The 14,021-nt window shown below is 28.3% G+C and carries 14 protein-coding genes and 1 pseudogene; 6 read left to right on the top strand and 9 right to left on the bottom strand.

Features of this window, described 5'->3' with window-relative positions:
- Positions 1-2: 2 nt before the first annotated feature.
- Both AC5SML_RS06915 and holA read left to right on the top strand, forming a co-directional pair.
- On the top strand, positions 3-467 hold the full coding sequence (locus AC5SML_RS06915; RefSeq protein ID WP_494617156.1) for a hypothetical protein: 465 nt from the start codon (positions 3-5) through the stop codon (positions 465-467).
- Positions 464-1,459, top strand: coding sequence for a DNA polymerase III subunit delta (gene holA, locus AC5SML_RS06910; protein WP_494617155.1), 996 nt, complete (start codon positions 464-466; stop codon positions 1,457-1,459). The genes AC5SML_RS06915 and holA overlap by 4 nt, the downstream gene beginning before the upstream one ends.
- Here holA and AC5SML_RS06905 read toward each other — a convergent pair.
- From AC5SML_RS06905 to hemE, 9 genes and pseudogenes are all read right to left on the bottom strand, one after another.
- Positions 1,449-2,297, bottom strand: a complete 849-nt coding sequence (locus AC5SML_RS06905; RefSeq protein ID WP_494617153.1) for a ParB/RepB/Spo0J family partition protein — start codon at positions 2,295-2,297, stop codon at positions 1,449-1,451. The genes holA and AC5SML_RS06905 overlap by 11 nt on opposite strands.
- Positions 2,297-3,091 carry a ParA family protein gene (locus AC5SML_RS06900; RefSeq protein WP_494574033.1) on the bottom strand — a complete coding sequence of 265 codons (795 nt, stop codon included), beginning with the start codon at positions 3,089-3,091 and terminating at the stop codon, positions 2,297-2,299. Before AC5SML_RS06900 ends, AC5SML_RS06905 begins: the two co-directional genes overlap by 1 nt.
- 13 nt (positions 3,092-3,104) lie before the next feature.
- Positions 3,105-3,739 (bottom strand): annotated as a pseudogene (locus AC5SML_RS06895) (16S rRNA (guanine(527)-N(7))-methyltransferase RsmG); the annotation flags it as partial.
- Positions 3,739-5,610, bottom strand: a complete 1,872-nt coding sequence (gene mnmG, locus AC5SML_RS06890) for a tRNA uridine-5-carboxymethylaminomethyl(34) synthesis enzyme MnmG (protein ID WP_494617151.1) — start codon at positions 5,608-5,610, stop codon at positions 3,739-3,741. The gene mnmG and the pseudogene AC5SML_RS06895, both read right to left, overlap by 1 nt.
- A 166-nt stretch (positions 5,611-5,776) precedes the next feature.
- A complete protein-coding gene (mnmE, locus tag AC5SML_RS06885) occupies positions 5,777-7,108 on the bottom strand; it encodes a tRNA uridine-5-carboxymethylaminomethyl(34) synthesis GTPase MnmE (RefSeq protein ID WP_494617149.1) in 1,332 nt (443 codons plus the stop codon).
- A gap of 65 nt (positions 7,109-7,173) precedes the next feature.
- Positions 7,174-8,442, bottom strand: a complete 1,269-nt coding sequence (gene rho, locus AC5SML_RS06880) for a transcription termination factor Rho (RefSeq protein ID WP_006997560.1) — start codon at positions 8,440-8,442, stop codon at positions 7,174-7,176.
- 66 nt (positions 8,443-8,508) lie between these two features.
- Complete coding sequence (hemJ, locus tag AC5SML_RS06875; protein WP_494617148.1) at positions 8,509-8,943, bottom strand: protoporphyrinogen oxidase HemJ; 435 nt, start codon at positions 8,941-8,943, stop codon at positions 8,509-8,511.
- Complete coding sequence (hemH, locus tag AC5SML_RS06870) at positions 8,936-9,970, bottom strand: ferrochelatase (protein ID WP_494617146.1); 1,035 nt, start codon at positions 9,968-9,970, stop codon at positions 8,936-8,938. Before hemH ends, hemJ begins: the two co-directional genes overlap by 8 nt.
- Positions 9,971-10,972: a uroporphyrinogen decarboxylase gene (gene hemE, locus AC5SML_RS06865; RefSeq protein ID WP_494617145.1), complete on the bottom strand. Its 1,002-nt coding sequence runs from the start codon at positions 10,970-10,972 to the stop codon at positions 9,971-9,973. It abuts the gene before it with no gap.
- Between the two features lie 283 nt (positions 10,973-11,255).
- On the opposite strand from hemE, the gene AC5SML_RS06860 reads away from it, so the two are divergent.
- Genes AC5SML_RS06860 through coaE form a run of 4 tightly spaced genes read left to right on the top strand, consistent with a single transcriptional unit; the run spans position 11,256 to position 14,020 of the window.
- Entirely contained in the window at positions 11,256-12,080 is an 825-nt protein-coding gene (locus AC5SML_RS06860; RefSeq protein ID WP_494617144.1) for a pyruvate, water dikinase regulatory protein, read from the top strand.
- Positions 12,073-12,660 (top strand): Maf family protein, encoded by a 588-nt coding sequence (locus AC5SML_RS06855; protein ID WP_011281637.1) that lies wholly within the window; start codon positions 12,073-12,075, stop codon positions 12,658-12,660. Before AC5SML_RS06860 ends, AC5SML_RS06855 begins: the two co-directional genes overlap by 8 nt.
- Positions 12,657-13,454, top strand: a complete 798-nt coding sequence (gene aroE, locus AC5SML_RS06850) for a shikimate dehydrogenase (protein WP_494598782.1) — start codon at positions 12,657-12,659, stop codon at positions 13,452-13,454. Before AC5SML_RS06855 ends, aroE begins: the two co-directional genes overlap by 4 nt.
- Complete coding sequence (coaE, locus tag AC5SML_RS06845) at positions 13,451-14,020, top strand: dephospho-CoA kinase (RefSeq protein WP_494598781.1); 570 nt, start codon at positions 13,451-13,453, stop codon at positions 14,018-14,020. Before aroE ends, coaE begins: the two co-directional genes overlap by 4 nt.
- The last annotated feature ends 1 nt before the right edge of the window (position 14,021 follow it).

Raw genomic sequence — 14,021 nt, 5'->3', positions numbered from 1 at the left:
AAATGTTCCGAAAACAAATTATACTTCTTCTTTTATTACTACTATCATCATGTGGGTATGAAGCAATTTACTCCAAAAAGAATTCTGTAAATTATAATTTTTCAGTAAGCGAATTAAACTTTGTTGGAGATAGAACAGTTAATCTAAAAATCAAAGAAAAACTAAATAACTATGCTCAAGCTAAAAAAGATAAAGATTTTATACTAAGAATCTCTAGCACTTCAGAAAAAATAACTTTAGCAAAAAATACTGCTGGGGACGCCACATCCTTTAAAAATTCAGTTTCTGTTAATGTAGAAGTTTTGATGAACAATAAATTTAAAAGCAATTTTATAATTTTGGAAAGTTTTAATTATAATAACATTTCTAATAAATTTGATTTGAAAAAATATGAAGAAGAAATTAAAAATAATTTAGCTGAGGCAGCTTCTGATAAATTAATTTTTAAACTATCCAATATTCAATGATACTAAAGTCGTTTGAATTAAACAAAATAAAACTAAATAATTATAAATTTTATCTATTCTATGGTGATAATGAAGGTCTAAAAGAAGAGAATATTAAAAATTTATTTGAAAAAAACTATAAAGATAAAATTCATAGATATGAAGAAAAAGAGATACTAGATGATATTAATATTTTTTTTAATAGCGTTCTTACTAAATCATTTTTTGATAATGAAAAACTCATAATTATTAATAGAACTACGGATAAAATTAAAACAATCATAGAAGAGTTGATAGAGAAAAACCCTGAAGATATACAAATTATCTTAAATTCAAAAAATTTAGAAAAAAAATCTAGCTTACGAAAACTATTTGAAAAAGAAAAATCAATTGTATGTATCCCGTTTTATGAAGATAATAATCAAACTTTAAACTCAATTATTAGTCTTTTTTTTAGGAATAAAAAAATCCCAATATCTCAGCAATTAATTAATGTCTTAGTAGAAAGAAGCAGGGGCGATAGAAAAAATCTGAATAATGAATTAGAAAAGATTGAAAATTTTTCATTAAATAAAAAAAATTTGAACATTCAAGAAATAATTAAGTTAACTAACCTTGCAGATAATTATAGTGCTTCGGAACTCGTGGATCACTCATTAGCTAAAAATACTAGGAAAACAGTCACTATTTTAGGTGAAAACAACTATTCAGACGAAGATAATATCATAATTATTAGAACATTATTAGCTAAGCTAAAAAGACTAGTTAAAATTTACGATTTAATTGATGAAAAAAACAATATTGAACAAGCAATTTCTACGTGTAAACCACCAATTTTTTGGAAAGATAAACCTCTCGTTACTCAGCAAATAAGGTCTTGGAAAAAAGATGGGTTAGAGCAGTTAATTTATAAAACTAATGAAATTGAACTTTTAGTTAAAAAAAACTCAGCGCTTGCTAAAAATATATTGACAGATTTTATAATTAATAATTCAAAAAAAACTAATAATTAGATTGAATAATTTCAATTATTTTATTCAACTGATCTAAATCTTTATATTCTAATAATAAAGATCCTGAATTATTTTTTTTATTTTTAATTAAAACATTAAGACCAATTTTTTCTCTAATTGAGTTCTCCAAGACTTGTAGGTTAATATCCTTAGATGTTTTAAGAGAGTGCTTTTTAGTTTTAAATATTTTAACAAAATTTTCTGACTGTCTAACTGAGAGATTTTTTTCAATTATTTTATTTGCAACAAACTCTGCATTATCCAGACCTACTAAAATTTTTGCATGTCCTGCTGATAATTTTTGCGTTTGAATTAACTTTAAAACTGCTTGAGGAAGGTTAAGTAATCTTAAACAATTAGCAATATGGCTTCTACTTTTTCCAATAAATTGCGCTACTTTATCTTGATCATATGAAAACTCTTCAATAAGACGCTGATAACCTTGTGCTTCTTCTATTACATTTAAATCATTTCTTTGAACATTCTCAATAATTGCAAATTCTAAAGATTTTAAATCATCTATGTTCGTTATAACTACTGGAACTTCGTGTAGCCCTGCTTTTTGTGCTGACAACCACCTTCTCTCACCTGCAATTATCTCATACTTTGAGCTACCTTCATTAGACTTTCTGACAATAATTGGCTGAATAATGCCTCTTTCTTTTATTGAGTTAGTTAAATCTTGTAAACTTTCTTCATCAAATGTTTTTCTTGGCTGAAATTTATTACTTACGATATCAGATATCGAAACTTTATTGATATTTATTTCCGCTTTTGTTTCACCTATTAAAGATGACAAACCTCTACCTAGGCCTTTTTTTATTTTATTTGCATCCATTATGCGGCGCTCCCTATTTTTTGTTCTTGATTAATAAATTCATCTGTAAAGTTAAAATATGATTTACTACCTGGACAAGATTTATCATACATTAAAACTGGCATGCCATGGGACGGTGCCTCAGACAGTCTAACATTTCTTGGAATCACTGTTAGATAAACTTTTTCATTAAAATAGTCTCTTGCTTCTTTTTCAACTTGTGTGGATAGCTTATTTCTTTTATCAAACATTGTTAAAAGTATGCCTCTAATTTTTAATTCAGGATTTAAATTAACTTTTATCCGTTCTATGGTTTTCATTAGCTGGGTTAAACCCTCTAAAGCAAAAAATTCAGTCTGCAGTGGAACTAATAGTGAGTGAGAAGACACAAGAGCCATAACGGTAAGCAAGCTTAGTGATGGTGGACAGTCTATAAGCACATAATCATAAGTTGTTCTAGAATCATTTAAATAAGCGGTTAATTCACGTTTTAAAATAAATGCTCTCATGCTATCATCAGCTGTCTCAACCTCAAGCCCAGATAAATCTACATTCGAAGTGATAATATCTAAATTTTTAAACTCAGTTTTTCTAATCACATCAGAAATGACTCTTGTTCCATTTAGCACCCCATAAATAGTATCTGTCGAGCCTTCTAAATTGGAAAGACCAAGACCCGTAGTAGCGTTTCCTTGTGGGTCAAGGTCTATTACTAAAACTTTTTTCTCTTGTTGCGCTAAACCTGCTGCAAGATTAATTACTGTTGTTGTTTTTCCAACCCCACCCTTTTGATTTATCACAGAAATAATTTGCATTTAGTTTTTTAATTTTTTTTTTTATATTTTTTATATTTAATAAAAATGAATCTTCGCTCGTAATACTTTTTTTTTTTCAAAATCAAAATCCCAATTCATTAAAGTTTCTTCTAAAACTTTTTCTCCGTTTTTTCCCATGAATACAATTAAATTTTTATAACTGCTAAAATTTTTATAAACTAAATCTAAAATTATTGGTAAAGGTTTAAAAGCTCTTGCCATTATTGTACCCGAGTCTAAATTTTCTGCTTCAAAAATATTTTCTTGCATAACTTCAGTATTTAATTTTAAATCTCTTGATACTTTTCTTAAAAAAGAGCTTTTGTGGTGACTTTTTTCATATAAATGAACTTTGGCTAAATTTTTTTGATTTTTAATCATAATTGATATAATTATACCTGGCATACCTCCACCTGAACCTATATCTGTTACAATATTACTATTTAAATCAACAAATTCAATAATTTGCGCTGAATCAATTATATGACGCTCTCTAATTACCTCATTTTTAGCTGTTTCTTTACTTATTATATTAATTTTTTCATTTTCTTCCTGAAGCATAGATATGAATAGATCAAACTCAATTAATGTTTCACGTGGAACATTTTGGTTTTTTAGTAGTGGATAATTTTTAAAAATTTCTTCCATTAAGCTATTAGCTTAATAGACTTTCTTTTTACATGTGACAACAAAATATATACGGCAGCTGGAGTTATTCCATCAATTCTCAGTGCTTGCCCCATAGTTTTTGGTTTTATTTGTTTAAATTTGGCTTTTACCTCATTTGATAGTCCAGAAAGATCATCATAATTAACATTTTCAGGTATAACTAAATTTTCGTCTCTTTTAAATGCTAATATATCTGCTTTTTGTTTTTTAAGATAACCTCTGTAATGAGCATTTATTTCAATTTGCTCATCTATTTTTTCATCAAAAAAAGGAATTTCTGGCCAAATTTCTCTTATTTTTTTCATATCAACACCTTTTTGAGTCAATATTTCATTAGATTTTCTTAAAATACCATCCTTTGCTATTTTAATATCAAATTTTTTTATTTTTGTTGGGGAGATTGATGATTCAGACATTATTTTTGATATTATCCCTAATTTATGTTCTTTATCTTTAAAAATATCTTCTCTTTCTTTTGATATTAATCCAATTTCAATTCCTTTATTTGTTAACCTTTGGTCGGAATTATCTGCTCTAAGACTTAGTCTATATTCTGCTCTTGAAGTGAACATTCTGTAAGGCTCTGCAACACCCTTTGTTACCAAATCATCTATCATAACTCCAATGTAGGCATCTGATCTATCTAAAATAAATGGTTCTTCTTTCTTAAAAGATAACGCAGCATTAATTCCAGCAATTAATCCTTGGGCTGCAGCTTCTTCATAACCAGTCGTCCCATTTATTTGTCCAGCAAGATATAAATTTTGAATTTTTTTAGTTTCAAGAGTTAAAAATAGTTCCCTGGGGTCAATATAGTCATATTCTATGGCATAACCTGGTCTAATTATCTTAACGTTTTCTAAACCGTTGATACTATTACAAATTTCTTGCTGAACATCTTCAGGTAAAGATGTAGATATTCCATTTGGGTATATTGTGTGGTCATTTAAGCCCTCGGGCTCTAAATATATCTGATGACGGTCCTTATCTGCAAACTTTACTATCTTATCCTCTATTGAAGGACAGTATCTTGGGCCAACCCCCTGTATGCTACCTGAATACATAGCACTTTTTTTTAAATTTTTTTGGATTATCTTATGAACTTTTTCATTCGTATAAGTCATCCGACATGAGACTTGTTTGTTTAAATTTTTTTTAGTTAAGAAAGAAAAAAAATAAGGATCTTCATCTGCAAACTGTTCTTCTAAATTATCATACTTAATTGTTCTAGCATCAAGTCTTGGTGGTGTCCCTGTCTTCAGTCTTCCTATTTTGAAATCATATTTTTCAAGTTGTTCACTTAATCCTGTTGAGGGCTTCTCATCAAACCTTCCAGCTGGTGTTCTCTCATCACCGATATGGATTAAACCATTCAAAAATGTGCCAGTTGTTAAGATTAGCTTACCACATAAAATTTTTTTACCTGATTTCGTTTTAAAACCACTTATAGTGTTTTTATTAAAAATAAATCTTATTACAGGATCAGAAAAAATGCTTAAATTACAGTAGTTTAGTAATTTTTCTTGCATATATTTACGGTATAATGATCTATCTGATTGAGTTCTAGGTCCTTGTACTGCAGGTCCTCTGCTTCTATTTAATAATCTAAATTGTATTCCTGATTTATCCGCAACCTCTCCCATCACACCGTCTAAAGCATCTATCTCTCTAACAAGGTGACCTTTGCCAAGACCACCTATCGCTGGGTTACAAGACATCTCTCCTATAGTCTCAATTTTGTGTGTGAATAGGGCAGTGTTAATTCCAAGACGAGCAGACGCTGCAGCCGCTTCACAGCCAGCATGTCCTCCTCCAATAACCACTACTTCAAATGATAAATCATTTTTCATAAGTTAAATTTATAACTGATATTAATATTTACAAGCAGACAGTATTTTTTTAATAAATATTTCTTAAGTTAATTAAGGCTACGTGTTTATGATTAAAATTGAAGAATTAGTGATAGATATCAACTAAAATGGAGAAAATTAGCTAAAAAAACCCTTTAAATATTGATTATTTGCCGATGCAAAAATCATTGAAAATACTACCTAATATCTCTTCAACATCTACTTTTCCAACTACCATTCCTAAATGTCGGGTTGCTAAACGAAGATCTTCTGCAGCTTTATCAAAATCTTCAGCTTCATTTTTTTCTTCAAAGTTTTTCAAATAATTTAAGCTTTGTTGAAGATGTTGTCTATGTCTTGCACGGGTAATTAAAATATCTTCACTTGTGATAAATTTATTTTTTAATTTGTTTTTAATCTTTAAAATTAAATCTTCTAAGTTGAGATTATTTTTTACTGAAATTAAAACATGTTCATAATTTTTTATTTCAGAATTTAAATCTTCTTTTAGAAGATCAGATTTATTGACTACAAGTATTGCATTTTCATCCATCAATTCCTTCAAAACTCCTTTAAAATCCATGCTTTTAGCGTCTATAACAATTAACTTTAAGTCTGCATTTTCTGCTTTATCAAGTGCTAATTTTATTCCTTTTTTTTCTATTTCATTTTTAGAATCTCTAATTCCTGCGGTATCAGAAACAACCACTGGATAACCATCAATATTTAAATGGGTCTCAATTACATCTCTTGTTGTTCCAGCTATTTCTGAAACAATTGCTGCATCTCGATTAGAGAGGTGATTTAGTAAACTAGATTTTCCAGCATTTGTTGGGCCTATGATTGCGATCTTAAAACCTTCTCTAATTCTTTCACCAACTTTCTGATCGTCTAAAATTTTTTTTATATTTAAAATTACTTCATTAGAAATTTTTTTTATATTTTTCAAAATATCTTCAGGCAGGTCTTCATCTGGAAAATCTATTTTTGCTTCAACGTGTGATAAAATTTTTAAAAGTTTTTCTCTTAACTCATTAAACTTATCTGCAGAATTTCCATTCATAATTTTTATTGCTTGTTGTCTTTGGATTTCAGTTTCTGCTGAAATTAAATCTGCAATACTTTCTGCTTTCAACAAATTTATTTTTCCATTTTGAAATGCGAGTTTTGTGAATTCACCTGCTTCAGCTAGACGACAGTTTTCAATTTTTGAAATAGAGTGGTGTAGGGCGTCAATTACTGCTTTGCTACCATGGATATGAAATTCAGCCATATCCTCGCCTGTGTAGCTCTCAGGGCCAGGAAACCACAATATTATACCCTCATCAATTAGCTCAGAAGTATTGATTTTGTTGATTTTTCTTAATGTAGCTACTCTTGGCTTAGGAAGCTCTGCATTTGTTATTAGCTTTATTACTTTCTTGGTGTCTTCTCCAGAAACTCTAACAATTGCTATCCCAGAAATTCCTGGACCAGTAGAGAGAGCATAAATTGTCATGCTAATATTATAGCTTCAATTTTGTAGTTCTGTAAAACTTTAAATCAATTGGTAATAAATTTTTACTAAGCTGGTTTATTCATTGAGCTAAAGAAATCTGCATTACTTTTTGTTTCTTTAAGTTTTGAATTAATAAATTCAATAGCATCCATTGTTCCCATAGGACTGATAATTCTTCTTAGCACATTCATTTTTGAAAGGTCGTCTTTATCAAACAATAATTCTTCTCTTCTTGTCCCAGACTTGGTTATATCGATTGCTGGATAAATTCTTCTTTCGGCAATTTTTCTATCCAAAACTGTTTCACTATTTCCGGTTCCTTTAAATTCTTCAAAAATTACTTCATCCATTCTTGATCCCGTATCAATCAAGGCTGTTGAGATGATTGTTAAAGATCCACCTTCTTCAATATTTCTTGCAGCACCAAAAAATCTTTTTGGTCTTTGAAGTGCGTTCGCGTCAACTCCACCTGTTAATACTTTTCCAGAACTTGGAATTACTGCATTATAAGCCCTGCCCAGTCTTGTGATCGAATCTAATAAAATTACTACATCTTTTTTATGCTCAGTTAATCGTTTTGCTTTTTCAATTACCATTTCAGCTACAGCAACGTGTCTTGATGCAGGCTCATCGAAAGTAGAACTGATAACCTCACCCTTAACCGTTCTTTTCATATCCGTTACTTCTTCTGGTCTTTCATCAATCAATAAAACCATCAAGTAACTTTCTGGATAGTTTTTTGCAATTGAGTTTGCAATACTTTGTAAAATCATTGTCTTACCCGCTTTAGGAGGAGATATAATTATTGATCTTTGACCTTTCCCAATTGGACTCACAAGATCAATTAATCTTGGGGTTAAATCTGGTTTTTTTTCAATCTTGGTTGTCTCAACTTCCATCACCATTTGTTTGTTTGGGTAGAGTGGAGTTAAATTGTCAAATGCAATTTTGTGACGAGCTTTTTCTGGCTCTTCAAAATTTATTTTTTCTACTTGTAATAACGCAAAATATCTTTCCCCCTCTTTGGGCGCTCTAACAGGTCCTTCGACGGTGTCTCCTGTTCTTAAACCAAATTTTCTTATCTGACTTGGACTAACATAGATATCGTCTGGTCCAGCCAAATAGTTTGATTCCATTGCTCTTAAAAAGCCAAATCCATCTTGTAATAATTGTAAAACTCCTGCTCCAGTTATCTCTTCTTTTTCTGCAACTTTTTTTAATATAGCAAATAAAATTTCTTGTTTTCTAAGTGTGCTAGCATTTTCAATCCCAAGCTTTTCTGCTTGAGCTATTAATTGTTCAGACGATTTTAGTTTTAGTTCTTGAATATTCATGTTGAGGGATTGTGATTAGGGTTATTGGATGGATTGAATATATATACTCTAACGAGTATTTCAAGTCTAGATCGGTTTAAATATAACAATAAAAACAACCAAAATAAGCAATATTGTTGGCACTTCATTAATTATTCTAAAAAATTTAGAGGATTTAGTATTTTGATCTAGTTTAAAATCATTGAGCAATTTACCTAAATAGAAATGATAAATTGTTAATAAAGTTATTAATATTAATTTTAGTTTTAACCAAAGGGTTAAGATGGCCTCAAGTCCAACAACAGAGATTAATATTAATCCAAAGATCCAAGATAAAATCATTGCTGGCATCATGATGAAATAAAATAATTTTCTTTCCATTGTTTTAAATATTGAAGATGAAATTTTATGATCAATATTTTCAACATGGTAAACAAAAATTCTTGGAAGATATAAAAGGCCAGCCATCCAAGAAATTACAGCTATCAGGTGAAGACTTTTAAACAGTAAATAACTATTCATAATTTAAACAAGGACACTTTTTGAAATTTGAAGGACACTGAATTTTTGGAGGATAAAGGTTTTCACTTAATTTATATTCGTTTTTTTTTATTATTAATTCCGACATTGCTTTAATAAAATCCACATTAGTGCCAAGAGCTGGAACACGTGTATAATTTTTGCATCCATTAGCATCTGCCATCTCCTTATATTCTATATCTAGTTCAACCAATGTTTCTGAATGTTCAGAAACAAATGCGATAGGTACCAAAACAATGTGCTTGCCAAGTTTAGAATTTTCAATAATTATATCTTCAGTAGACGGTCCTATCCACTTCAGTGGACCAACTCTACTTTGATAACTTAATATCCAATCCAAGTTTTCAATATTCAGACTCTCGACAATTTTTTTGACAGATTGTTCTACTTGCCATTGATATGGATCTCCCTTTTTAATATTTTTTTCTGGCAGGCCGTGAGCAGAAAATATTAGTTTAAAATTTTTAAGATCCTTAATTTTTTTTTTTATTTCTTTTGTGTGTGCGTTGATAAAATTTTGATCTGTAGGGTAACAACAAATTGTGCTTGTTTTAACTTTGTAGTTATTTTTTTTACAAATATCTTTCCATTCTTTAATTGAAGACCCGGAGGTTGCGGCAGAGTATTGTGGATAAAGAGGCATTAAAATAACTTCTTCGGGATCAAATAGTTGAACATCTTTGATCACATCATTTGCTCTTGGGTTCCAACACCTCATTACAATAAAACATTTATATTCATTGTCCATTTCAGTTTGGTTTAGTTTTGTTTCGAGTGCTTCTGATTGCTCCATCGTTAATTTTAGTATTGGTGATGAACCACCAAGCTCCTCATAAATTTTTTTAGCAACGGGCGCTCTTCTATTGGATATTAGTTTTGCTAGAGGATATCTCAATATAGTTGGTAAATTTAGAATTGCTGGATCATTAAACAGATTGAATAAAAATGGTTCTACATTTTCAATTTTATCAGGACCACCTAGGTTAAATAAAATTACTGCTTTTTTCATTTAATAATCTTTAACTATTTTAACCAAATACTCTACCATATCTGGATTGGTTTCGGGTAATACCCCATGACCCAAATTAAATATATAGGGATGATCTTTAAAGGTGTTTAAATATTTTAAAGTCTCTTTTTTCAAATTTTCTTTGTCCGTTAATAAAATTTTAGGATCGAGTCCTCCTTGAACTGGTATTTTTATTTCTTTACATACTGAAACAGGATCAACATCATAATCAATATTAACTGCATCAGGTTTAACAATATCGCAATAATTTTTATAATTTTTTATTCCTCTGGGGAAACAAATTACAGGAATATTTAATGATTTAATATAATTCACTAAATTTAGTGTTGGAACATAAACATAGTTTGGTAGGTCTTTTTCTTCCAGGAGACCCGCCCAACTGTCAAAAATTTGAATTACAGTTGCACCGTTTTTAATTTGCTGGTCAATATGTAATTTTAAAAACTTTTCTAAAATTATTAAAACCCTATTTATTAAAAATTCATCTTTAAAAAAATCTTTTACTAATTCTTTTTTTGGGGAATGTTTATTAATCATATAAACTAACAATGTCCATGGTGCACCCACAAATCCTATTAAATTTTTATTTTTTATTAAATTGTCTTCACTAACTTTTTTGATTGATTTATAAACTGGATATAATTTTTCTACAAAATCAATTTCATCAATCTTAGATATTTTTTCTAAATCTAATAAACCCAGTTTTGGACCAAAATTTTTTTCAAATTTTACTTCTTGGTTTAATCCATATGGGATCATTAAAATATCTGAAAAAATTATAGCCGCATCTAAGTCAAATCTTTTAAGAGGTTGTAAAGTTATTTCTGAAGATAGGTTTTCGTTTAAACATAGGTTTATAAAATCTGGATTTAATTTTCTAATTTCTCTAAACTCTGGTAAATATCTACCTGCTTGTCTCATTAACCATATTGGAGAATTATTAGTTTTTTTGTTTATTATGGTTTCTTGGATGGGTGTCATAATAATAAGTAAATATTTAATTATAGTATTAGTTATATAGTATGTGAATAATGGTAATTAATTGTTTTCCAGTTTTTATACACTATTTATCAACAATTAATAATTTATAGAATTAGCACATAGTTTTAAATTAAGGGTTTATTTAATATTATTAGATAAAATGTATATTAATGCTTAACATGTTTATTAATGTTTATAAAAATGGATTTTTACAAAGAAAAATAACAAACAAGTTTATTTTGAAGGATGATAAAAATAATACTTAATTATCAACATTTTATTCATGAGTAATACATATCAAATATACCTTATTTCTGACTCCACAGGTGAAACACTAGATAGAGTTTTTCTAGCAATTAAGGCTCAATTCAAAAACATAAAATATGATGTTAAATCTTATTTTTTTACAAGAACAGAAAATCAAGTTTCAAAAATAATGGATGAGGCAAAAAAAAATGATAATGCAATAATTTTATATACGATTGTTGACACTTCACTTGCAAAATTTTTAGCAAACAAAGGAGATGAAAAGAAAATTCCATGTTTTAGTGTTTTAGGAAATTTAATAATGAACTTCTCTAAACTTTTAAATCAAAAAGCATCTCACGTCCCAAGCGGGCAACATGCTTTGAACGAAGAATATTATGAAAGAATAGAGGCCATCCAATTTACAATGGCTCATGATGACGGAAACCTTGTTGAAGATGTAGATAAAGCAGATTTGATATTATTGGGGGTAAGCAGAACAAGCAAAACACCAACATCAATTTATCTTGCTAATAGAGGTTATAAAACTTTGAATATTCCTTTAGTAAATGAACAATCAATACCAGAAAGCTTAAAAAAGAACCCCAAACTTTCTTGTGTAGTGGGTTTAACAACCGAACCTCAGCGCTTAGTTGATATTAGAAAAAACAGAATGAATGCTCTTAAAGAAAAAGAAAATACAAACTATACAAATATTAGCAAAATTGAAAAAGAAATTAATGAAGCTAAAAAAACATTCACAAAATATAAATGGCCAACAATTGACGTTACTAGAAAATCAGTAGAAGAAACGGCAGCATCAATAATTAAGATATATGAAATAAACAAAAATAATGGTTAAAGAAATTATACTTGCATCAAAAAGTGGTGTGAGAAAAAAAATTTTAGAGGAAAATAATATTCAATTTAGGGTGGAGCCATCTAATGTGGATGAGGATAGTGTTAAAGAAAGTTTGTTAAAAGAAAAAGTAACTCCAACGATTATTTCAAAAAATCTAGCAGAATTAAAGGCCAATAAAATTAGCCAAAAATTTACAGAAGAAATTGTACTTGGTGCAGATAGCGTAATAGATTTAGAAGGCAAAATAATCTCAAAACCAAATGATAGAGAAGAGGCACTAGAAATTTTAAAAAGGATGAATGGAAAAACTCATCAATTGATAAGTTCAGTTTGTATATCAAGGGGTGGATCAATGATATGGAATTACACTGATAAAGCCTCATTAACCATGAAAAATATGACTTTTTTAGAATTAGAGAACTACCTAAAAAAAATTTCTGATAAGGATCTGTATGCTTATAATGTTTATCAAATTGAAGGAGAAGGAAGAAATTTATTTTCAAAGATAGAAGGAGATGAAGATACAATTATGGGCCTTCCAGTCAAAAAAATTAAAGAATATCTTAAAATTATAAAATGAAAAAAAATTTTTTAGTTATAGGAAATCCAATTGACCATAGCTTGTCACCAAAACTACACAATTACTGGATAAAAAAATATAAAATTGATGCAGTTTATGGAAAAAAGCTCTTAAATAGTAATGAGATAAAAGAATTAATTTTTAATATAAGAGAAGAAAAAATTCATGGAATAAATGTAACAGTACCATTCAAAAAAATAGTTATACCTTTTTTAGATGAATTAAGTGAAGAAGCAAAAATTTCTCAATCGGTAAACACAATCTATAAAAAGGATAATAAAATTTTAGGCGATAACACTGATATTGAAGGTTTTAAACTTAGTTTAGAAAAAATAGAACAAGAAACTAAAAATAAAAAAGCCCTAATACTGGGGGCGGGTGGAGTTGTTCCTTCAATTATTACTGCGCTTAAAAAAATGCAAATTAAAAAAATTTATTTAAGTAATCGAACAGAATTAAAGGCAATAGAACTAAAGAGAAATTTTCCGGAAATTGAAATAATTAAATGGGGAGAAACTTTAGATTTTGATATAATCATAAACGCAACAAGTATTGGATTAAAAAAAGAAGATGAAATTAATATTAATTATCAACAAATAAGCAAAAATAAATTTTTTTATGATGTAATTTATAATCCACCAGAAACAAACTTTTTAAAAAATGCAAAAAAATATGGTGGAATAACAAAAAATGGTAAAATGATGTTTATTTATCAAGCTCAAAAAGCCTTTTTTATCTGGCATAAAGTTGTTCCAGAAGTAGACAATGAAACAATTAATCTTTTAGATGTATGATTAAAATTGCAGTTGTAGGAGATATTGGTTCTGGAAAAAGTCATATTGCTAAACTTTTTGGTTATCCAGTTTTTAATGCAGATCAAGAAGTAGCAAGCATATATAAAAAAAACAAAAATTGTTTTAGAAAATTAAAAAAAAATTTACCTAAATATTTTTCAGTATTTCCAGCAAACAAAATACAAATTATAAAAGCAATAGAAGACAGTGAAAAAAATTTAAAAAAAATTACAAAAATTATTCATCCAGAAGTTAGAAAGAAATTAAGTATTTTTTTAAAAAAAAATAAAAAAAGAAAAGCTATAATTTTAGACATTCCTCTTTTATTAGAAAATAAATTAAACCAAAAAAGTGATATAATAGTTTTTGTTCAGTCAAAAAAAAGTGAAATTATAAAAAGACTAAAAAAAAGAGATAATTTTAATTTAAATTTATATAATCAATTTAAAAAAATACAGTTACCACTTAGTTATAAAAAGAAAAAAGCCAATCATGTTATTAAAAATAATTTTACCAATAAGCTTGTTAAGCAAAGTGTAAAAAAAATACTAAAAAAAATTATATAAA

The sequence above is a fragment of the Candidatus Pelagibacter sp. PS_17 genome (genome assembly GCF_059417945.1).
This window is presented reverse-complemented; position numbering and strand designations above follow the sequence as displayed.